The sequence below is a fragment of the uncultured Streptococcus sp. genome (genome assembly GCF_905372115.1).
Classification (GTDB): Bacteria; Bacillota; Bacilli; order Lactobacillales; family Streptococcaceae; genus Streptococcus.
On record NZ_CAJPNR010000021.1, the window covers coordinates 1 to 22,118 of the forward strand.

Here is a 22,118-nt window from a genome sequence, read left to right on the forward strand (position 1 = left end):
TCTATCGCTTTCCAGATCGGATTTTCTATTCCAAGGCTGAGCTGGTTCGTTATTTCCTCCAATGCCTGCAGCTGCAAGCAGATGATGTGGTCATCTTGGATCGGGAGACGGGGATTGGTCAGGTTGTCTTTGAGGAAAGCCAGAAGGCTAAGCTGGGAGTAGTGGTCCATGCCGAGCATTTCAGTGAAAATGCCAGCAGCGACGACTACATTCTCTGGAACAATTTCTATGACTACCAGTTTACCAATGCTGATAAGGTGGACTTTTTCATTGTGGCAACTGAGGCTCAGAAAAGGATTCTAGAGCAGCAGTTCCAGCATTACTCGGACAAGCAGCCCAAGATTGTCACCATACCGGTGGGGAGTCTCGATCAGCTGACTTATCCCAAAGAGCCTCGCAAGCCTTTCTCTATGATTACGGCTTCGCGTCTCGCTACGGAAAAGCATATCGATTGGCTAGTAGCAGCGACTGTCCAAGCTCATGCCCAGCTGCCTGAGCTGACTCTTGATATTTACGGTAAGGGGGGCGAAGAGGAGAAACTACGCCACAGGATTGAGGAAGCAGGAGCGCAGGACTACATTCGGCTCAAAGGGCATGCTGATCTGAGTCAGATTTATGCAGGCTATGAGCTTTATCTGACGGCTTCAACCAGCGAAGGCTTTGGTCTGACTCTCATGGAAGCAGTTGGCTCGGGTCTGCCTCTCATCGGCTTTGATGTCCGCTATGGCAATCAGACTTTTATCGATGATGGTAAAAATGGCTATCTGCTGCCAGTCAGCTCCAATCAGGTGGAGGACCAGATTATTGCTGCTTTTGTGGAGAAAATAGTAGCTCTATTTAGCCAAGGACGCCAGCAGGAGATGAGCCAACACTCTTATCAAGTGGCCGAGAATTATTTGACCAACCGGGTTGAAGCGGCTTGGTCCCAGCTTTTAAAGGAGGTCAGAGATGATTCAGCTCTTTGATTATTACAATCAGGAAACCCAGGATCTGCATGATTCCCTCCTTGCAGCTGGCTATGACTGTCCGACCATTGTCATTGAGGCCAATGGCTTTCTGCCGGACGACATGATCTCCCCCTATACTTATTTTTTAGGAGATGAAGAGGGAGTAGACCACCCGCTCTTTTTCAATCAAGTGCCAGTGCCGCCTTTCTGGGAAATCACAGGTGATCATCAGGCGGCGCGTGTCAGTGACATGGGAGAAGAAAGAGCACGGATTCACTATGCCAGTCAGGCCAAGGGACGCCTGGTCAAGCAGGTGGACTGGCTGGATAAAAAAGGCCAGCTGCGACTGAGTGAGCGCTATAATAAGCAAGGCCGTTGCTTTGCCAAAACAGCCTATAAATCTGCTCAGGAAGCCTTCAACACGACCTACTACAGCACAGACGGTCAGGAGCGTATCGTGGAGAATCATGCCACCGGTGATATCATCCTGACTCTGGACCAAGAGCCCTTGCGGATTTTTAAAAGCCGAGTGGATTTTATCCGTTTCTTTTTGGAGCGGCTAGACTTTGACTTGGATCACATTCTTTTTAATTCGCTGGCTTATTCTTTCCTAGTTTCCCACAGCTTGACAGGCCGAGCTGGGCAGGATATTCTATTCTGGCAGGAGCCTCTGTATGATGAGCTTCCGGGTAATATGCAGCTGATTCTGGAAAATAGTCAGCTGCGGGCGCAGACCATTGTTATTCCAGATTTGGCGACCTATGAAAAGGCCAAGAGTTTGGCTGCAGCTGACCAGCAGCAGAAGTTCCTGCATCTGGGCTATCATTATGATTTCAAGCGGGACAACTACCTACGAAAAGATGCTTTAATCCTGACCCACTCGGATCAGATTGAAGGCTTAGAGACCTTGGTTCAGGCCTTGCCGCAGCTAGTTTTTCGCATTGCAGCTCTCACAGAAATGTCGCCCAAGCTCTTGTCTATGCTGTCCTACAAGAATGTCGTTCTTTATCAAAATGCCAGTCTCAAGCAAATTGAGCAGCTCTACTTGGAATCAGACGTTTATCTGGACATCAATCACGGCGGTCAGGTCCTGCAGGCAGTGCGCAAGGCTTTTGAGAACAATCTCTTGATCCTAGGCTTTGAGCAGACCCTGCATGACAGGCACTACATTGCCCAGCAGCATATTTTTGACAGCAGCCAGCCTGCTCAGTTGGCAGCAACTTTGGAAGAAGCCTTATCTGGTGTCGAGCAGATGCGGTCAGCCTTGCAAGCACAAGGCCGACATGCTAACGATGTGCCTGTCAGTCTTTATCAGGAGACTCTCCAAAGCGTACTAGGAGGTCAGCATGGCTAAAAAAGATTTATTTCATAAGGATATTGAGGGGCGGTTAGATGAGCTCAAGCATGGCAAGCCCAAGAAAGAAAAGGCCAGCTTGGGTGAAAATCTCAACAAGGCCTTTGTCATCGCCTTGGGCTTGATGATCTTGATTGGCTTGATTTTTACATTGATTGGAGTCTTGAGGAAATAAAATGCAAACAATATTGATTACACTTACCATTGTAGCAGCCCTTGTCTTGATTTTGCTGGTTAGTCTTCTTCCCAGAGAGAGCCAGCAATTTTACAGAGACACCAATACATCGATTGGCAAGTCAGGTTACTGGGAAACCCACCTCGCAAAGAAAATCTTAGTTCTTTTGGCAAGCCTTGCCCTGATTGTGCTCATGATTTTCTTTATGATTCAATCTCTTTGATTTCTCAGACGATGGCTAAATAAGAAAGACCCTCTATTGCAGACGATGGAGGGAATTTTTATAAGCTGATTTTTTATGTAAAGGTTTTAATTTCTGAAAGCACCTTGATATTTTCCTGAAAAGGAGTAAACTGGATATACAAGTGATGGAGGTTTGGTATGAAATTATACGTTCAGTTGATGATTATTTTTATGATTTCTCTCGTTGGAGAAGGAATTTCAAGTGTTTTCCACCTGCCTGTTCCGGGCAGTATCATTGGCTTAGTCTTGCTGTTTTTGGCTCTGCAATTCAAGCTCCTGCGCCTGCGTCACATCAGTATGGTTGGCAATTTTCTTTTGGCAAATATGACCATTCTTTTTCTGCCTCCAGCAGTTGGTATCATGGATAAATTTCAGGTCATCGCGCCTTATCTGCTGCCGATTATTTTGATTGTTTTAGGAGCAATTGTGCTTAATGTCTGCGTGATTGCAGTTGTGGTGCAGCTGATTAAGACTCGTTTTGAAGGAGATTATGAGGAAGGAGACGCAAGCAATGTCTGATTTATGGAGCAACCCTCTCTTTGGCCTTGCATTGTCTATCTTGGCCTATCTGTTCGGTCTATTGATTTTTCGGAGATTTCCTCATCCCTTGACAACTCCTTTGCTGATTGCAGCAGTTTTGGTTATTGCTTTTTTAAAATTAACCGGTATTTCCTACAAGGATTACTATGTCGGTGGCTCCTATTTAAACAATCTAATTGTGCCATCTACGGTTGCTTTGGGGATTCCGCTTTACAAGACTTTTCATTTGATGAAGCACCATGCGCGCAGTATTTTGATTGGGACCTTTGCGGCGGTTGTAGTCAATACTAGCTTTACTGCTCTGTTGGCTAAGTTTTTCGGCATGGATTTCTTTCTGGCTGTATCTCTTTTTCCGAAGTCTGTCACAACGGCCATGGCTGTCGGTATCACAGAAAAGCTGCAAGGGCTTGCTACAGTGACATTAGTGGTGGTGGTTGCGACGGGCATTCTGACCAGTGTCTTGGGACCAACGCTTCTTAAGCTCTTAAAAATCACAGATCCAGTAGCTATCGGTCTAGCTTTAGGGGGAACCGGCCATGCGGTAGGAACGGGAACAGCCTTTAAATACGGCCAGGTCGCAGGAGCTATGGCAGGACTTGCGATTGGCGTGACTGGGCTCATGTATGTTCTGGTCAGCCCCATCGTGGCAGCCATTATTCTGAAGTAAAAATAAACAAGGTTGAAACGTTTTGTTTCAACCTTGTTTTGCTTATTGAAGATTTAGTTTGTTTTTTACAATGGTATGGATTGTAAAATAGAAACCGAAAATTTTGACCAGTTCAACGACGATTCGGATAAGAAGAAAGACATCTAGCATCATTTCAAAATCCGTATCGGAGTAACTATATTGGTATGGAGAAAATAGGCCATATGGATTGAAGAAACTAGGTAAGAAGAGTGACAGGACCGCCAGAACACTCCAAATCAAAAATCCGAAAAGCACAGCCATCATAATCCGATTCTTCTTAAATAGCTGTCCGACTGAGATTGCTAGATAAAAGAAGAGGATACCAGAAAGGATTTGGAGGAGATTAAGGAAGCCGTATTTGACAATCCAAAGCCACAGATTTGGGATTTCACCAATATATTTAAAAATCTCATTAAATGAATAGCCTGTAATAGCGAGGGCAATGCCAAAAATGACAAGGCCGCTAATAAACATGGTTAGCATACACAAGAGGGTCCAAACAAATGCGGAAAGAAGCTTAGACAGAAGAATCTGATGCGGCGTAACCGGCAAGGTCCAAGTCAGGTAGCCTTCTCGCCCAAAAACATTTTTATAAAATCGACGGATAATAATGATGGTATTGGACAGAAAGACAGCGCAGGATGCAGAAAACAGCAAGAGGAAGAGTAGGTATAAAGTGACAATAACACCACTAGTAGCCATTGGGTAGTCACTATAGCGTTCCATGACCTCAGGTCTCAAGCTGCTGCCAGTTATAAATCCCATCAAGATAGAGAGAGACAGAAGAATGGCAAAGGTGATACAATACCATTTGTAATTAGACTTAAAATCGTATTTAAACAGTTTTCCAAACATATAATGAAGCCCTCCTAATAAAAGCGAAACTGGCTGCGGAAGAGATTATCAATGGATTGATTGTACTGTTGACGCAGCTGATTAGCATTTTCATGCAAAAAGATCTGACCTTGGTTAATCAGGATTACTTCATCCAAGATTGGCTCGATATCTGCGATCAAGTGGGTGGAAATGATGACAGAAGACTGAGGTGTGCGATTTTGGATGATGGTCTGCAGGATATAGTCACGAGCAGCCGGATCAACACCACCGATAGGCTCGTCTAGGATATAGAGTTCCGCATGGCGGCTCATGACCAAAATGAGCTGCATTTTTTCTTTGTTACCTTTTGAAAGGCTTCCGATGCGCACTTGAGGATCGATATGAAGATCCTTTAGAAGCTGCATGGCTTTCGCGCTGTCAAAATTATCATAAAAATCTTGGAAATATTTTACAGCTTCGATTACTTTAGAGCTGTCGCTTAGATAAGTCGTATCTGGCAGATAGGAAACGATTCTTTTGGTATCAGGAGAAGGTTTAACTCCTTTTAGATAGATATGACCAGAGGTGGGCTGCAAGAGACCATTGATAAGCTTGATAATAGTTGTCTTGCCGCTGCCATTAGGACCTAGAAGTCCGATGATTCTGCCGGGCTGTATGTTTAAGCTCACATCATACAGGGCGGGTGCGTCGCCATAATTTTTATGGACATGGTCAAGATAGACCAGAGGATACTGATTCATACATGTCTCCTTTATTTTCTTCAATTTACAATTATTATACCTTTTCCTTAGGAAAATGGCAAAGAAAGCCGGAAAGAGGGAATGGAATCTTTCTGTTCAGTCAAACTCCTATTTCCCTCATTCAGTGAATTGCGGTATAATAGTTATAAGAAGAAGCAAAGCGTGTTCAAGGAGAATAATGTGGTAATACAACTTGATACCAAGACTGTTTACAGTTTTATGGATAGCTTGGTCCCGATAAAGAAATATGTGCAGAAAGCCAAGGACTTAGGATACAGCCATCTGGGCATGATGGATGTGGACAATCTCTATGGTGCCTATCATTTCTTAGAGGAAGCTGAATCTGCGGGACTGCAGCCGCTTTTAGGCTTGGAGCTGAGTCTGATTAAGGAAGAGCAGGAGCTTCATCTCCGTCTGCTGGCCTTAGACAGTCAGGGCTATCGTAATCTGATGAAAGTCTCGACTCTCAAGATGATGGGACAAAAAAACTGGGAGGATTTCCAGCATCTCTTTAAGGGCTTGGCTGTGATTGTTCCTGCTTTTGACGGAGTAGCAGATCTGGATTTGGGGTTGGATTTTTATGTTGGTGTCTTTCCAGCAACGCCCAAGCAGGAGTTCGGTCGGCCAACCCTGCCCCTGCATACTGTCCGATATTTTGACACGGGGGATTTGGAAACCTTGCAGATGCTCCGGGCTATTCGAGAAAATGCCAGCCTGCGGGAGATTGGCAGCCTTCCCAATCATGAGTTTTTGCTGGGACCAGATGCTCTGGCAGGAGCTTTTAAGGAAACTTTCCCAGAGAGTTTGGCTAATCTTGAGAAGCTAGTCCGTCATGTTCACTATGATATCAATAGGGAGCTGAAACTGCCCCGCTTTAATCGGGAGCGACCAGCCGTGGAAGAGTTGCGGGAGCGCTCCGAAGCTGGCTTGAAAAAACGCGGTTTAATAGGTAAACTTTATCAGGAACGGCTGGATCAGGAGCTGGATGTCATTCATCAGATGGGCTTTGATGATTATTTCCTCATTGTCTGGGATTTGCTGCGCTTTGGTCGTAGTCAGGGCTACTATATGGGTATGGGTCGAGGATCTGCTGTCGGCAGTCTGGTGGCCTATGCTTTGGAGATTACTGGGATTGACCCAGTCAAAAATAACCTGCTTTTTGAGCGCTTTCTAAATCTAGAGCGCTATACCATGCCCGATATTGATATCGATATTCCTGATGTTTACCGGCCGGAGTTTATCCGCTATGTTCGGGACCGCTATGGCAGTATGCATGCGGCTCAGATTGTGACCTACTCGACCTTTGGAGCTAAGCAGGCCATTCGCGATGTTTTCAAGCGTTTCGGTCTGCCAGAGTATGAGCTGACCAATATCACCAAGAAAATTCGCTTCGGCGATAGTCTGACCTCTGCTTATGAGAAAAATATGGGCTTTCGTCAGATTATCAACAGTAAGCTGGAATATCAAAGGGCCTTTGATATTGCTAAAAAAATCGAAGGTCATCCCCGTCAGACTTCTATCCATGCAGCCGGCGTTGTGATGAGTGACAATGACCTGACAGACCAGATACCGCTCAAATATGGTGAGGACATGTATATCACCCAATATGATGCCCACGGTGTGGAGAGCAATGGACTGCTTAAGATGGACTTTCTGGGCTTGCGCAATCTGACCTTTGTTCAGCGGATGAAAGAAGCAACCCTGAAAAAATATGAGGTAGATATTGAGATTGCAGACATTGACTTGGAGGATGCAGACACTCTGAAACTCTTTGCGACTGGCCAGACCAAGGGGATTTTCCAGTTTGAGCAGCCGGGTGCCATTAGCCTGCTCAAGCGGGTTCAGCCAGTTTGCTTTGAGGAAGTAGTGGCCACAACTTCTCTCAATCGTCCTGGAGCTAGCGATTATATTGACAATTTTGTAAAGAGAAAGCATGGACTGGAGCAGGTGGAGCTGATTGATGACAGTTTGGCTGATATTCTAGCTCCGACTTACGGTATCATGCTCTACCAAGAGCAGGTCATGCAGGTAGCCCAGCGTTTTGGTGGCTTTAGTCTGGGGAAAGCTGATATTTTACGAAGGGCAATGGGTAAGAAAAGTGCTGCTGAAATGCACCGCATGCAGGAGGACTTTGTTGCAGGTGCTCTCAAGCTAGGTCACTCGGAATCCAAAGCCAAGGAAGTCTTTGCTATTATGGAGAAGTTTGCTGGTTATGGCTTCAACCGCAGCCACGCCTATGCCTACTCAGCTCTGGCCTTTCAGTTGGCTTACTTCAAGGCTCACTATCCAGATGTTTTCTTTGATGTCATGCTTAATTATTCTAGCAGTGACTATATCACCGATGCCCTGAGTTTTGACTTTGAAACAGCACCCCTCAGCATCAATAATATTCCCTACCATGATAAGTTTCAGGATAAAAAGATTTTTTTGGGTCTGAAAAATATCAAGGGCCTGCCTAGGGATTTGGCATACTGGATTATCGAAGAGCGACAAAATGCTGCCTTTACTGGGGTAGAAGACTTTATTCTGCGCCTACCTCAGAATTACCATAAGATTCCACTGCTGACTCCTCTAATCCAGCTGGGGCTCTTTGACAGTTTTGAGAAAAATCGCCAAAAAATTTTAGCCAATCTGCCTAATCTATTTGTATTTGCGGATGAGCTGGGCAGCCTCTTTGCGGATACGACTTATTCTTGGACAGAGGCTCAGGATTTCAGCGATGCCGAAAAGTTTGAGCTGGAACAGAGCATTATCGGTGTGGGGCTTAGCGATCACCCCTTGGTTAAACTGGCCAAAGAAGCAGACCAGCCCTTTAGTTGGATTAGTGATTTGACGGAAAATAGCAGAGCTAGGATTTTAGCTCAAGTCCAGACTATCAAGACTATTCGGACTAAAAAGGGCGAGAATATGTCCTTCTTGCAGGTTTCAGATACGAAGAAAAAACTGGATGTTACCCTCTTTCCTGATACCTATCGTCAGCTGGCTGAGCGTATTAAGGAAAAGGGCATTTACTACTTGACTGGCAAGGTGCAGGAGCGGGATGGCCGTTTACAGTTGGTCCTGTCAGATATAGAAGAAGCCACTACAGAACGATTCTGGATAAAACTTGCTGGACATGAACATGATCGGAAAATATCTCAGATTTTACAGAAATACCCCGGCAATATTCCGGTTGTCCTGCGCTATGAAGATGAGAAGCGAACTATGTCTGCACCTCATTTCCGAGTGGAGAAATCGGAGCAGCTGCAAGAGGAATTAAAGAATTATACTATGAAAACGATTTTTCGTTAAAAAATATGGAAAATAAGAGAATTTTCATGATGATTGTGGTATAATCTATAAGAATGTTAAAAAGAAAAAGGAGCAAAAAGCGAAATGAAACGTATTGCTGTTTTGACTAGTGGTGGTGATGCCCCTGGTATGAATGCTGCCATCCGTGCGGTTGTTCGTAAAGCAATTTCCGAAGGAATGGAAGTTTACGGTATTTATGATGGTTACGCTGGAATGGTAGCTGGCGAGATTTACCCACTTGATGCGACATCAGTTGGTGACATTATTTCTCGTGGTGGAACTTTCCTTCACTCTGCTCGTTATCCTGAGTTTGCCCAAGTTGAAGGGCAGCTGAAAGGGATTGAGCAGCTTAAAAAACATGGAATCGAAGGTGTCGTTGTTATCGGTGGTGATGGATCTTACCACGGTGCGATGCGCTTGACAGAGCATGGCTTCCCAGCTGTTGGTGTTCCAGGAACCATTGACAATGATATCGTCGGAACAGACTTCACTATCGGTTTTGATACTGCTGTTACTACAGCTATGGATGCGATTGACAAGATTCGGGATACCTCATCCAGTCACCGTCGTACTTTCGTTATCGAAGTAATGGGTCGTAATGCTGGTGATATTGCTCTTTGGGCAGGTATTGCATCTGGTGCGGATGAAATCATCGTTCCTGAAGAAGGTTTCAAGATCGAAGAAGTTGTTGAAAGCATTAAGAATGGCTATGCCAAGGGTAAGAAGCACAACATCATCGTCTTGGCTGAGGGTGTCATGTCAGCGGATGAATTTGCTGAAAAGCTGAAAGAAGCTGGAGATATGAGCGATTTGCGTGTCACAGAGCTCGGACATATCCAGCGTGGAGGCTCACCGACTGCGCGTGACCGTGTTCTTGCATCTCGTATGGGAGCACATGCTGTTAAACTGCTTAAAGAAGGTATCGGCGGAGTTGCTGTTGGAATCCGCAATGAGCAGATGGTTGAAAGCCCAATTTTGGGAACTGCTGAAGAAGGAGCACTCTTTAGCTTGACTGCTGAAGGCAAGATTGTTGTCAATAATCCGCACAAGGCTGATCTGGACTTGGCTGATTTGAACCGCAGCATCAATATTTAATTATTATTTGTTATTCAGGCCAAGAGGCCAAATAGAAGAAGGAGTTTCATACAATCATGAATAAACGTGTAAAAATCGTTGCAACATTAGGTCCTGCGGTAGAAATCCGCGGTGGTAAAAAATTCGGTGATGACGGATATTGGGGAGAAAAGCTGGATGTTGAAGCATCAGCTCAAAACATTGCTAAGTTGATTGAAGCTGGCGCAAACACATTCCGTTTCAACTTCTCACACGGTGACCATGCTGAGCAAGGAGAGCGCATGGCAACTGTTAAGCGTGCAGAAGAAATTGCCGGTCAAAAAGTTGGTTTCCTTCTTGATACAAAAGGACCAGAAATTCGTACAGAATTGTTCGAAGGCGATGCAAAAGAGTATTCATACAAGACAGGTGAAAAAATCCGTGTTGCTACTAAGCAAGGTATCAAATCTACTCGTGAAGTAATTGCTTTGAACGTTGCTGGTGGATTGGACATCTATGATGATGTTGAAGTTGGTCGTCAAGTATTGGTTGACGATGGTAAACTTGGTCTTCGTGTTGTCGCTAAAGACGATGCTACTCGTGAATTTGAAGTAGAAGTTGAAAATGACGGCATCATTGCTAAGCAAAAAGGTGTGAACATCCCTAACACTAAGATTCCTTTCCCAGCACTTGCTGAGCGTGACAATGACGATATCCGCTTTGGTCTTGAGCAAGGAATCAACTTCATCGCGATTTCATTTGTACGTACTGCAAAAGACGTCAACGAAGTTCGTGCAATCTGTGAAGAAACTGGTAATGGACACGTTCAATTGTTCGCGAAAATCGAAAACCAACAAGGTATCGATAACTTGGACGAAATCATTGAAGCTGCTGATGGTATCATGATTGCCCGTGGTGACATGGGTATCGAAGTACCATTTGAAATGGTTCCAGTTTACCAAAAGATGATCATCACTAAGGTAAATGCAGCTGGTAAAGTGGTTATCACTGCAACTAACATGCTTGAAACCATGACAGAAAAACCACGTGCAACTCGTTCAGAAGTATCAGACGTGTTTAACGCTGTTATCGATGGAACTGACGCAACTATGCTTTCAGGTGAGTCTGCAAATGGTAAATACCCACTTGAGTCAGTAACAACAATGGCGACTATCGATAAGAATGCTCAAACCCTTCTTAACGAATATGGCCGTTTGACAACTGACAACTTTGAGCGCAACTCTAAGACTGAAGTTATGGCTTCAGCAGTTAAAGATGCTACAAATTCAATGGATATCAAGTTGGTAGTTACCCTTACTAAGACTGGTCACACAGCTCGCTTGATTTCTAAATACCGTCCAAACGCTGATATCTTAGCTATCACTTTTGACGAATTGACTCAACGTGGTCTTATGCTGAACTGGGGTGTTATTCCAGTGACTACTGAAACTCCATCTAATACAGATGATATGTTTGAAATCGCTGAAAAGATTGCGGTTGAGCAAGGATTGGTTGAATCTGGCGATGATATCGTTATTGTTGCTGGTGTGCCGCTTGGTGAAGCAGTTCGTACCAACACAATGCGCATCCGTACAGTACGTTAATCTAAGACAACAAAAAAGAACCGTTGATTGGAAAATCACCGGTTTTTTTCTTGTCTATGTGATACCACTTATCTTACTTGAGAGAAGAACAAGTTTGAGAATTGATTTTTGAAATAAAATTGTACCTTTGTCTATTTTGTCTAAAAATGATATAATGGTATAAAAGAGATGGGGGAGACGAATGTTAAAGAGAGATTTATTAAGAAATATCATTATTTTTTCAGTACTGGCAGCTATCATTATAGGGCTGAGAGTTTTTATTTATACGCCTTATCGGGTGACTGAGCAGGACAGTAATTCCTATTTGGCAAAGAATGACTTGGTCTTGGCGACGAAAAAGCAAGACATCAAGCGTGGAGACTTTGTTCTCTATGAAGTGGACGGCAAAGACTATGTCGGCCGGGTCATTGCCCAGGAAAAAGATCAGGTAACCTATATGGATGACCTCCTTTACCTGAACGGTCAGGTCATGTCGGAAGAATATATCGAGAAAATGCGCGAGAAATATCTGGCTTCAGCAGGAAGTTCGGGTTACTATACTCATGATTTCTCTATTATGGATTTAAAAGATTCAAAGTCTGATAAAATTACTAAAGATTCTTATCTGATTATTAATGACCGACGGGAAAATACGAAGGACAGCCGAGAATTTGGGCTCATCAAAGCCAGTCAAATCAAGGGAGTGGTGGAGTTCCGACTCTCACCGCTTAATGAATTTGGTTTTATTAAGAATAAATAATTGAAGTCTATTTTCAACCAAGGCAGGGCAAGCCTTGGTTTTTTTCTTTGAAAATCAACTTTAAAGTTACAAGTAAACATAAAGATACTTGTCTTGATGTGGTATACTAATATCAAAAGACTGTTAAAGGAGACTGCTCTTGAAGTCAAGAAAGAAGAAATTATTATTTTTTGCTATACTGGCTCTAAGTTTTTTGACAGCATGTAGCAGTATAGTAAATAGAGATGGTGAAAAAATATGGATGTCAGATACAGAAATGACTGAGCTTCATAAGAAAGAGCAAAAGCTTGCACTTTATATCATTAATCATTATGAAGATGTTCAAAAAATTGAATTTGATGAATTTTCCAAGGGAAATTTATGGAAAGGGGATTCCGTTAGTCTCATAGTAAATGACACCAGTTATATCCCACATGTTTCTTTGGACTCAAAAGATGAAAACTATAATATAAATAATAACTCTCACACTGATTCGACAGAATTGACTTTTCGTCTGAAAAAGAAAGAGAAGGTCACAAATTTTAAAGATACGGGTGAGACGGATGTTATTTACTCTGGAGAAAATGCTTGGCTGACGACAGAGGAAAAAGTAAAGGTACGCAACCAGGAAGAGGGTCTGGCTTTATTTTTACTGAATCACTATGAAAATGTTGAAAAAATTGAATTTACAAAGATTTCAAGAAAGCCTTTTGGACAGGCAAGATATGCTGCTTTACTTGTTAATGATAAGATAAAGATTTATACCGACCTAGATGACAGCTATGATGACTATCATTTGTCTGACAATCCTGAAAAAGATGGCCTGAAAGCTAAAGAGAAACCAACAAATTTGCAAAGTCTAGATAGCATTACTGTTATTTATTATACGGAGAAATGAAGGATGTGTTGCAAAGAAAAAGCCAGGCTGACTTAATCATCAGACTGGTTTTTTCGTGTCTCTTGGTGAAAGATGTTTTGCCATACTTCGTGACGGCGCCAGAGGCTGGTATGGATGACACCGTCCATTTCATATCGGATGAGCTTGGTTTTCTGGCTGACAGAAAGCAGTTCAAAGTTTTTGAGAGGAGTTTTTGAGGCTCTTTCTGCCTGAAATTCAGCCTTGTTTAGCTGTCGGCCATCTTGGCAAATATAGAGAAATTCGGCGGACAGAAGCGTATCCAGTTGGCTGCCTTGGTCCACGAGCTGCTCACGCATGAGTAGGTTTGGATAAAGATTTTCCAATCTCTCATCTTCAGGAATGGGAGCGGGCTCGATATGAATGTCAATGTCAAAGACCCCGAAGTGCTCCATAAGCATATCCTCAACCTGGTCCGCAATCTCATGACTCTCATAGACAGAAAGGTCTGGATTCATTTCAAGAATAATATCTAGATAGATATTACTGCCATAGGTCCTACCCCGCTGGGACTTAACCTGAGTGATTTTAGGAATTTCCAGGATAGCTTGCTTATAGTCTTGGAGTAGGCTCTCATCAAATCCGTCGGACAGGCTGAAAGAAGATTCCATAAAGATATCATAGGCCGTCTTGAGAATGAAGAAGGTAATGACAATGGCTGCCAGCTTATCAACTATTGGAAAGTTAAAGGCGCTGGCAATGATAGCAACTGAAGTGCCGATAGAAGTGACAGCATCTGACAGGTTGTCCTTGGCTGCAGCATCCAGAGCTTTGGAGTGAGCTTTTTTAGCCAGTGTTTTATTGTAAAAATAAACACCCAACATAATGATTGCCGAGAAGATTCCGACCACGGCACCAACAGGGTCAATCTTGGTCTCTTGATTGGAGATGATTTTCTGAATGGTCTCAATCAGGACATCAAATCCAACGAAAAACATGATAAAAGATGTGATGAGACTGGCCAGATCTTCTATCTTCCAGTGGCCGAAGCGATGGTCACGGTCGGCTGGTTTTCTGGCCATACGCAGGCCAATTAAAACGGCGATATTAGCCACGATATCAGAGACGTTGTTAAAGCCGTCGGCCGTCAGACTGGAGGACTGGAGGGTCGAGCCTGCGATAATCTTGACCGCGGAGAGAATCAGATAGGTAGCGATGGAAAGGATGGCTCCTCTCTCTGCTAGCTTCAGATTGTTACTAGGATTTTTCATGACAGCCTTTCTTTCTAAGTGGGGCAGCAGAATGGAAAAGAGACTTGTGAAAAAGTCATCTCTGGAAAGATATTCTAAGTCTCATATGGGCATATTATAGCAAAAATAGACCTGATTTTCAATTTCCGTCGGGCTTAGGGTTGCTTAAATGACTTTGCCTAAAATCTAATCTAAAATCAGAAATTCCTCTTCTTTCTGGTTTAGCTTCATCAGGATTTTTGTTATAATAGTAGCATTGACTTTGAAAGAGGAAGAAACATGCATCCTTTATTAAACGGTATGAATGACCGTCAGGCTGAGGCGGTTCAGACAACAGAAGGGCCTTTGCTGATTATGGCGGGAGCTGGATCGGGTAAGACCCGTGTCCTGACCCACCGCATTGCCTATTTGATTGATGAGAAGATGGTCAATCCTTGGAATATCTTAGCTATTACCTTTACCAATAAGGCAGCGAGGGAGATGAGAGAACGGGCTGAAAAACTTAAAACGGAGGCCCAAGACTGCTTAATTGCCACCTTCCACTCCATGTGTGTGCGCATCCTGCGACGAGAGGCAGACCATATTGGCTACAACCGCAACTTCACCATCGTTGATCCGGGCGAACAACGGACTCTGATGAAACGGATTCTCAAAAATCTCAATCTGGATCCTAAAAAGTGGAATGAGCGTGCCATTCTGGGGACCATTTCCAATGCTAAGAACGATCTGATTGACGAGGTGGCCTATGCAAATCTAGCTGGTGATAAGTACACTGAGATTGTAGCCAGTTGTTACACGGCCTATCAAAAGGAATTGCGCCAGTCTGAGGCTATGGACTTTGATGATTTGATCATGCTGACTCTGCGCCTTTTTGACCAAAATCCTGATGTCCTGACCTACTACCAGCAACGTTACCAGTATATCCATGTGGACGAGTATCAGGATACCAACCATGCCCAGTACCAGCTGGTCAAGCTCTTGGCTTCTCGCTTTAAGAATATCTGCGTGGTCGGAGACGCTGACCAGTCTATCTATGGCTGGCGGGGAGCCGATATGCAGAATATCCTGGACTTTGAAAAGGATTATCCAGAAACTAAGGTAGTCCTGCTTGAGGAAAACTATCGCTCAACTAAGACCATTCTTCAGGCGGCTAATGCAGTCATCCGAAACAACCGCAACCGCCGTCCTAAAAATCTTTGGACTCAAAACGAAGACGGTGAGGAAATTGTTTACTATCGGGCTAAAGACGAGAAGGATGAGGCTCTCTTTGTTGCTCGAACCATTGCTCAGCTGAGTCGAGAAGGATATAGTTACAAGGATTTTGCAGTCCTTTACCGAACAAGTGCCCAGTCCCGTACAGTGGAGGAAGCCCTGCTCGAGGCCAATATGCCTTATACCATGGTGGGAAGCACCCAGTTCTACAGCCGTAAGGAAATCCGCGATGTCATTTCTTATCTCAATCTCGTTGCCAATCCTAGCGATAATATCAGCTATGAGCGCGTGGTCAATGAGCCTAAGCGTGGTGTCGGTCCAGGAACGGTGGAGAAAATTCGGAATTTTGCGGCCAGTCAGGACATCTCTTTGCTAGATGCGTCGGCCAATATCCTGCTGTCGCCAGTCAAGGGTAAGGCGGCTCAGGCGGTCTATGATTTTGCCAATATGCTTCTGGATTTGCGAGAGCGCTTGGACGAGTATACAGTGACGGAGCTGGTAGAGGCTGTATTGGAAAAGACAGGCTATTCTGCGGCCTTGGCAGCCCAGGCGACCTTGGAGAGCCAAGCTCGGATTGAAAATATCGAAGAATTCCTGTCTGTGACCAAGAACTTTGACGAAAGTTCTGATAATCCTGCTGATGATTCTGGCCTTGATAAGCTCAACCGTTTTCTCAATGACTTGGCCTTGATTGCAGATACAGATGACGGAGATCAGGATAGCTCAGAAGTGACGCTGATGACCCTCCATGCCGCTAAGGGATTGGAATTTCCGGTCGTTTTTATTATTGGTATGGAGGAGAATATTTTTCCTTTTAAATGGGGAGAAAGCAAAGAAAAAGATTTGGAAGAGGAGCGGCGTTTAGCCTATGTCGGCATTACTCGAGCAGAGATGGTTCTCTATTTTACTAATGCTGAATCTCGTTTGCTTTATGGTAAAACCAACTGTAATCAGCCGACCCGCTTCCTGAGAGAAATCAGCTCAGACCTGCTAGACTATCAGGGACTGGCTCGGCCGGAAAACAGTCCCTATAAGGTTAGCTATACCAATAGCGACATCAGCAAGTTCGGTCAGGGAATGAGCCTGGCGCAAGCCATGCAAGAGCGGAAACGCCAGGCAGCACCAAGTTCCATTTCTACAGGCAGTCTGCCCTTTGGAAAGAACAGTCAGAGCCAACCATCTAAGCCGGAAGTTGCTTGGGCTATCGGAGATATTGCCCACCATAAGAAATGGGGCGATGGGACAGTTCTGGCAGTCTCTGGCAGTGGAAATAGTCAAGAGCTTAAGATTAATTTCCCAGAAGTCGGGCTGAAGACAGTACTGGCCAGCATAGCACCAATTGAGAAAAAATCATGATGAGGCAGTCGATTGAAGCCTGGATCTATCATCCTGAAGATGGGGAAATCCTGCTCTTGAAAGTGGAGAATGAGAAAGTTTCCTTTTGGCAGCCCATTACTGGTGGGATTGAGAGTGGTGAGAGTCCAGAAGAAGCCTGCCTTCGTGAAATAAAAGAGGAGACCGGCTTGCTCTTAGCTTGTTCAAGTCTGACTAGTCTTGGAGATTTCACAGTAAAGATTGATGAAAATCTGACCATCCACAAAAATCTCTTTCTAGTTCTGACAGAACAGAAGGAAATCCAGATTTCTGATGAGCATGTAGGAGCTCAGTGGGGAGCTTTAGACAAAGTTTCGTCGCAGCTGTACTGGCCCAGCAATCAAGCGACTTTTGAGATTATAACCGAGAAGCTATAAGATATAGCTTCTCTTTATTTCTTTTGATAAGGAAATTCTATTAGTCAAGCGGAGCGTTTAGTGGTAGACTTATCACATAACTATAGTGAGGTGACCTTATGACACGTGAATTTAAATTTGAAACCCTGCAGCTTCATGCCGGACAGACAGTTGACCCGACAACCAAGTCCCGGGCTCTGCCTATTTATCAGACAACTTCCTATGTGTTTGACGATACTCAGGAGGGTGAAGATCTTTTTGCCCTACGCAAACCGGGCAATATCTACACTCGGATTACCAATCCGACCCTGTCTGCTTTTGAGGAGCGGATTGCGGCTTTGGAGGGTGGAATCGGAGCACTAGCGACAGCTTCTGGTATGGCGGCCCTTACCTATACCGTTCTAGCTTTGGCGCATGCTGGCGACCATGTAGTAGCAGCCTCTACCATCTACGGCGGTACCTTTAATCTGCTCAAGGAAACCCTGCCTCGCTATGGCATTACCACGACTTTTGTCGATATTGAAAATCTGGCTGAAGTAGAGGCAGCCATTCAGGACAATACCAAGCTGGTTCTGATTGAAAGTTTGGGCAATCCTCTGATTAATATTCCTGACTTTGAAGCTTTGGCAGAGCTGGTTCATGCTCACAAGATTCCGTTGATTTCCGACAATACCTTTGCTACGCCTTATCTGATCAATGTCTTTTCTTATGGTGTGGACATTGCGGTGCATTCTGCGACCAAGTTTATCGGCGGTCATGGAACCAGCATCGGTGGCGTAATTGTGGACAGCGGTCGTTTCGACTGGGAAGCTTCTGGCAAGTTTCCGCAGTTTGTTGATCCGGATCCGAGCTATCATGATATCAGTTATACGCGCGATGTCGGAGCAGTAGCCTTTGTCACTGCTGTCCGGACCCAGCTCTTGCGCGATACGGGCGCAGCCATGTCCCCCTTCAATGCCTTTCTCTTCTTGCAGGGGTTAGAAACTCTCTCTTTGCGCGTAGAGCGCCATGTGTCCAATGCGGAGAAGATTGTAGATTTCCTAGCAGGGCATCCTAAGGTCGAGCAGGTCAATTATCCCAAGCTTGCTGCCAGTCCTTATCATGCTTTGGCAGAAAAATATTTCCCTAAGGGTGTAGGCTCTATCTTCACCTTTAATGTCAAAGGTGGGGAGAAAGAGGCTCGTAAGGTTATTGACAGCCTAGAGATTTTCTCTGACTTGGCCAATGTAGCTGATGCTAAGTCCCTGGTTGTACATCCAGCTACGACGACTCATGGTCAGATGTCGCCAGAAGATCAGCTGGCAGCAGGCATTACACCAAATCAAATCCGTCTCTCTATCGGCCTGGAAAATGTGGATGACTTGATAGAGGATCTCAAACTAGCCTTGGAATCTATCTAATTTTCAAGGCCTCTAGACAGAGCAAATAAGATTAAAACTAGGTTTTCGCCTAGTTTTTTGTTATAATGAGAGATATTAAAAAATAGCAGGTAATCAAAATGACAATTTCAGTGATTGTTCCGTGCTTCAATGAAGAAGAGTCTATTCCTTTGTTTCATGAAGCTATGGAAGCGGTGAAATATCAAATCCGTGACCAGTTCGAATATATTTTTGTCAATGACGGATCGACAGACCAAACCTTAGCTGTTTTGCGTGAGCTCAGCAGTCGCTGTCCAGATGTGCACTATCTGTCCTTTTCTCGTAATTTTGGAAAAGAAGCAGCCCTCTATGCTGGTTTGCAAGAGGCGAGCGGGGATTTTGTGACGGTCATGGATGTAGATTTGCAGGATCCGCCCGAGCTCCTGATTGAGATGAAGGCCATGCTGGACACGAATCCTGAGCTGGACTGTGTGGGTACTCGTCGCACTACGCGTGAGGGCGAGCCGCCAATCCGAAGCTTTTTTGCCAATTTGTTCTATAAGCTGATTAACAGGATTAGTCAGGTAGAGATGGTGGATGGTGCGCGTGACTTTCGACTGATGCGCCGCCAGATGGTAGAGGCTATTCTGGATGTTTCAGAGTACAATCGCTTCTCCAAGGGGATTTTTGCCTGGGTGGGCTTCAATACTGAGTACTTGGAATACAAAAATGTCGAACGAGTGGCTGGCAAGACCTCTTGGAATTTCTGGTCTCTTTTCAACTATTCTTTGGAAGGTATTGTCAATTTCTCTGATGCGCCTCTAAACATCGCCTTTTTAGGGGGTATCCTGTCTTGGATTTTAGCCTTCATCCTGATGGCAGTAATTATTATCCGTACCTTGGTTTTTGGTGACCCGACATCTGGCTGGCCGTCCCTCATGACCGTCATTTTACTCATCGGCGGCTTCCAGCTGCTGACCATCGGCATACTGGGTAAATACATTGGCAAAATCTTCATGGAAACCAAGCATCGCCCAATCTATGTGATTAAAGAGAAGAGTAAGTGAGCCTTTGAGAGAGTTTTTGAGCTTAAGTGACTCTTATTTAGCTGAGGAGAGATTGTGAAAAATAAAAAAATTAATATTGTCTTATGCTTGTCTTCGTTTATTTATGCGATACAGTTTTATATCAATAATAAAATCACCCCAGTAGGAGACCAAACAGCCTTTTTAGAATATGCTAAGGAATTTCATTACAATTATTTATTCTTTGGGATTGATCGTTATTTTACTTGGAGCAGTAGGCTGCTCATTGAGTCAGCCACCTTATTATTTTCTGTTCACGAAAAGCTGTTTATAGCAGCAGCCTTTCTGGCAACGTTGCTTTTGGTCTATGCTTTAAGGAAGCTAACCCCTTCCTTGCCTTGGCTGCCAGCTTTACTTATTTTTATATTCCTTCCGGCAACTGAATTTTTAAGCGCGGGCTCTATTCCGACCTATGTCAATTACATTTTCCCTGCTTCCTTGTTGCTTTTCGCACTTTTTTTCAGAGAATCTAAAAATATTTGGATTAATATGGCTAGCCTTTTGTGCTTTTTAGTTGCTATCATGCAAGAACAATTAGCAGTCTATGCTTTTTTGTGGCTTCTGTTTGAAACTGTCCTTGCGAAGAAAGATAAAAAACCTTTACTGGGTAATCTATGCTATTTGGCACTGAGCGGTGTAGGAATCTTATCAGCCAAGCTATCTCCGGGGAATGCTCTGCGTTTGGAAAAGAATATTGTCAGTTGGTTCCCCAACTTTCCGAACTTGAATATTTTCCAAAAGCTTGGGCTGGGCTTTCTGGAGACAGGAGATAATCTGCTTTCAACGTCCTTTGCCTTTGTGATGGTCTTCTTGCTTGTGCTCTTTGTTTATGCTCTTCACAAGAAAAATGTAACAGCCATGGCACTGAGCGGTTTTGTTGTGTTCAATATTTTTTCGCAAAAAATGAGCTGGAATACTATTTTTGGTACCTTAACAGGTATCAGTAAAGCAGCCAGAGAATCAGGGACATTTTCTTTTAATATCACGTATATGAGCGCGGTCGCTTTTTATGGCTTGCTGCTATTAATGATTCTTTATGCTTTATGGCTTGTAGTTTCAGATTTTAAAGAAAAAATATGGCTGACCTATTTATTTGTAATTGGTTTTATTGGCCGCATGGTCATTTCATTATCCCCCACTCTCTACGCTTCAAGCACTCGAACCTTTTTGCCTCTGATGATAAGTCTATTCATTATTACTTGCAGATTGTTGTATCACTTGTATATAGAATATCAAAAGCGGCAAGAGGATGTTCTCTAAATCATCCTATGAAGTATATTTTCCGATAGGGATTCGACCAAGCAGATTTTTTCTGCTTTTTTTGTTATAATAAACTCATTGAATGTTTATGATATGAAAGGAAAGACAAATGATTTTAATTACAGGTGCGAATGGACAGCTGGGTACAGAGCTTCGCTATCTTTTGGATGAGCGCGATGAGGAGTATGTGGCTGTTGATGTGGCTGAAATGGATATTACCAATGCCCAAATGGTGGACAAGGTCTTTGCGGAAGTCAAGCCAAGCTTGGTCTATCACTGCGCAGCCTATACTGCAGTTGATGCAGCAGAGGACGAAGGAAAAGCGCTGGACTACGCCATCAATGTGACCGGTACTGAAAATGTGGCAAAAGCAGCAGAAGCACAAGGGGCAACCCTGGTCTACATCTCAACGGACTATGTTTTTGATGGACAAAAGCATATTGGTGAGGAATGGGAAGTAGATGACCGGCCGGATCCGCAGACTGAGTATGGTCGTACCAAGCGCATGGGCGAGGAGCTGGTTGAAAAATATTCCAGCCGTTTTTACATTATCCGTACTGCCTGGGTCTTTGGTAACTACGGTAAAAACTTTGTCTTTACCATGCAAAATCTTGCCAAGACGCACAAAACTCTGACTGTAGTCAATGACCAGCATGGCCGTCCGACTTGGACTCGTACGCTGGCTGAATTTATGACTCATCTGGCTGAAAATCAAAAGGAATTTGGTTATTACCATCTGTCTAATGATGCGGCTGAGGACACCACTTGGTATGACTTTGCAGTGGAAATTCTCAAAGATACAGATGTGGAAGTCCAGCCGGTTGATTCCAGCAAGTTCCCAGCCAAGGCTAAGCGACCTTTCAACTCAACTATGAGTCTGACCAAGGCTAAGGCTACAGGCTTTGTCATTCCGACTTGGCAGGATGCCTTAAAAGAGTTTTACAAGCAAGAGAAGAAACAGTGATTTTCTTTGATGTTGATAAAAGCGACAGAACTTAGTCTCAGACTAGGTTCTGTTTTTTTCTTCTAGCAGACTGAAGAAGTGATTTTGAGGCGCGTGCTCTGGTGGAGAAAGATTTGGCTTGAAGATGAGGGTGGGAAATGATAACGAGAAGAATTTTCCACAGATGTTATCCCCTTAAAATAAAGATGTTTCAATTTGATGAAATTCTGTGGA

At 44.0% G+C, this 22,118-nt stretch carries 20 protein-coding genes; 17 read left to right on the forward strand and 3 right to left on the reverse strand.

Features of this window, described 5'->3' with window-relative positions; translation table 11 throughout:
* From QZ169_RS06960 to QZ169_RS06985, 6 genes are all read left to right on the forward strand, one after another.
* Positions 1-965: glycosyltransferase (locus QZ169_RS06960; RefSeq protein WP_295505676.1), on the forward strand; the 965-nt coding region annotated here is incomplete at its 5' end.
* Positions 949-2,301: an accessory Sec system glycosylation chaperone GtfB gene (gene gtfB / locus QZ169_RS06965; protein ID WP_295505678.1), complete on the forward strand. Its 1,353-nt coding sequence runs from the start codon at positions 949-951 to the stop codon at positions 2,299-2,301. The genes QZ169_RS06960 and gtfB, both read left to right, overlap by 17 nt.
* Positions 2,294-2,476: an accessory secretory system protein Asp4 gene (gene asp4 / locus QZ169_RS06970; RefSeq protein WP_002910118.1), complete on the forward strand. Its 183-nt coding sequence runs from the start codon at positions 2,294-2,296 to the stop codon at positions 2,474-2,476. The genes gtfB and asp4 overlap by 8 nt, the downstream gene beginning before the upstream one ends.
* A gap of 1 nt (position 2,477) precedes the next feature.
* A complete protein-coding gene (locus QZ169_RS06975; RefSeq protein WP_125348513.1) occupies positions 2,478-2,699 on the forward strand; it encodes an accessory secretory protein Asp5 in 222 nt (73 codons plus the stop codon).
* A 158-nt stretch (positions 2,700-2,857) separates the two neighbouring features.
* A complete protein-coding gene (locus tag QZ169_RS06980; RefSeq protein WP_002900667.1) occupies positions 2,858-3,238 on the forward strand; it encodes a CidA/LrgA family protein in 381 nt (126 codons plus the stop codon).
* Complete coding sequence (locus QZ169_RS06985; protein WP_295505681.1) at positions 3,231-3,926, forward strand: LrgB family protein; 696 nt, start codon at positions 3,231-3,233, stop codon at positions 3,924-3,926. Before QZ169_RS06980 ends, QZ169_RS06985 begins: the two co-directional genes overlap by 8 nt.
* Positions 3,927-3,968: 42 nt before the next feature.
* Here QZ169_RS06985 and QZ169_RS06990 read toward each other — a convergent pair whose 3' ends face one another.
* Both QZ169_RS06990 and QZ169_RS06995 read right to left on the reverse strand, forming a co-directional pair.
* Positions 3,969-4,802 carry a lantibiotic ABC transporter permease gene (locus QZ169_RS06990; RefSeq protein WP_295505685.1) on the reverse strand — a complete coding sequence of 278 codons (834 nt, stop codon included), beginning with the start codon at positions 4,800-4,802 and terminating at the stop codon, positions 3,969-3,971.
* Between the two features lie 14 nt (positions 4,803-4,816).
* Positions 4,817-5,524, reverse strand: coding sequence for an ABC transporter ATP-binding protein (locus QZ169_RS06995; RefSeq protein ID WP_295505688.1), 708 nt, complete (start codon positions 5,522-5,524; stop codon positions 4,817-4,819).
* Positions 5,525-5,704: 180 nt separating this feature from the next.
* Here QZ169_RS06995 and QZ169_RS07000 point away from each other — a divergent pair, with 180 nt between their 5' ends.
* From QZ169_RS07000 to QZ169_RS07020, 5 genes are all read left to right on the forward strand, one after another.
* Positions 5,705-8,815: a DNA polymerase III subunit alpha gene (locus QZ169_RS07000; protein ID WP_295505692.1), complete on the forward strand. Its 3,111-nt coding sequence runs from the start codon at positions 5,705-5,707 to the stop codon at positions 8,813-8,815.
* An 84-nt stretch (positions 8,816-8,899) separates the two neighbouring features.
* Positions 8,900-9,910 (forward strand): 6-phosphofructokinase, encoded by a 1,011-nt coding sequence (pfkA, locus tag QZ169_RS07005; RefSeq protein WP_002895919.1) that lies wholly within the window; start codon positions 8,900-8,902, stop codon positions 9,908-9,910.
* Between the two features lie 56 nt (positions 9,911-9,966).
* Positions 9,967-11,472 carry a pyruvate kinase gene (pyk, locus tag QZ169_RS07010; protein WP_002897851.1) on the forward strand — a complete coding sequence of 502 codons (1,506 nt, stop codon included), beginning with the start codon at positions 9,967-9,969 and terminating at the stop codon, positions 11,470-11,472.
* 181 nt (positions 11,473-11,653) lie between these two features.
* Complete coding sequence (gene lepB, locus QZ169_RS07015) at positions 11,654-12,211, forward strand: signal peptidase I (RefSeq protein WP_002897850.1); 558 nt, start codon at positions 11,654-11,656, stop codon at positions 12,209-12,211.
* Between the two features lie 139 nt (positions 12,212-12,350).
* Positions 12,351-13,088: a hydrolase gene (locus tag QZ169_RS07020; protein WP_295505699.1), complete on the forward strand. Its 738-nt coding sequence runs from the start codon at positions 12,351-12,353 to the stop codon at positions 13,086-13,088.
* A 32-nt stretch (positions 13,089-13,120) separates the two neighbouring features.
* On the opposite strand, the gene QZ169_RS07025 is transcribed toward QZ169_RS07020, so the two are convergent.
* Positions 13,121-14,317 carry a cation diffusion facilitator family transporter gene (locus QZ169_RS07025; RefSeq protein WP_295505708.1) on the reverse strand — a complete coding sequence of 399 codons (1,197 nt, stop codon included), beginning with the start codon at positions 14,315-14,317 and terminating at the stop codon, positions 13,121-13,123.
* A 258-nt stretch (positions 14,318-14,575) separates the two neighbouring features.
* Between QZ169_RS07025 and pcrA the strand changes: the two genes are divergently transcribed.
* The 6 genes from pcrA to rfbD all read left to right on the forward strand — a co-directional run bounded on the left by pcrA (position 14,576) and on the right by rfbD (position 21,905).
* A complete protein-coding gene (pcrA, locus tag QZ169_RS07030) occupies positions 14,576-16,864 on the forward strand; it encodes a DNA helicase PcrA (protein WP_295505711.1) in 2,289 nt (762 codons plus the stop codon).
* Entirely contained in the window at positions 16,861-17,259 is a 399-nt protein-coding gene (locus tag QZ169_RS07035) for an NUDIX pyrophosphatase (protein WP_295505713.1), read from the forward strand. Before pcrA ends, QZ169_RS07035 begins: the two co-directional genes overlap by 4 nt.
* A 98-nt stretch (positions 17,260-17,357) precedes the next feature.
* A complete protein-coding gene (locus tag QZ169_RS07040) occupies positions 17,358-18,638 on the forward strand; it encodes an O-acetylhomoserine aminocarboxypropyltransferase/cysteine synthase family protein (RefSeq protein ID WP_295505715.1) in 1,281 nt (426 codons plus the stop codon).
* 98 nt (positions 18,639-18,736) lie between these two features.
* Positions 18,737-19,663 carry a glycosyltransferase family 2 protein gene (locus tag QZ169_RS07045; RefSeq protein WP_295505718.1) on the forward strand — a complete coding sequence of 309 codons (927 nt, stop codon included), beginning with the start codon at positions 18,737-18,739 and terminating at the stop codon, positions 19,661-19,663.
* Between the two features lie 54 nt (positions 19,664-19,717).
* Positions 19,718-20,941: a beta-carotene 15,15'-monooxygenase gene (locus tag QZ169_RS07050; protein ID WP_295505720.1), complete on the forward strand. Its 1,224-nt coding sequence runs from the start codon at positions 19,718-19,720 to the stop codon at positions 20,939-20,941.
* A 109-nt stretch (positions 20,942-21,050) separates the two neighbouring features.
* On the forward strand, positions 21,051-21,905 hold the full coding sequence (rfbD, locus tag QZ169_RS07055; protein WP_295505722.1) for a dTDP-4-dehydrorhamnose reductase: 855 nt from the start codon (positions 21,051-21,053) through the stop codon (positions 21,903-21,905).
* The last annotated feature ends 213 nt before the right edge of the window (positions 21,906-22,118 follow it).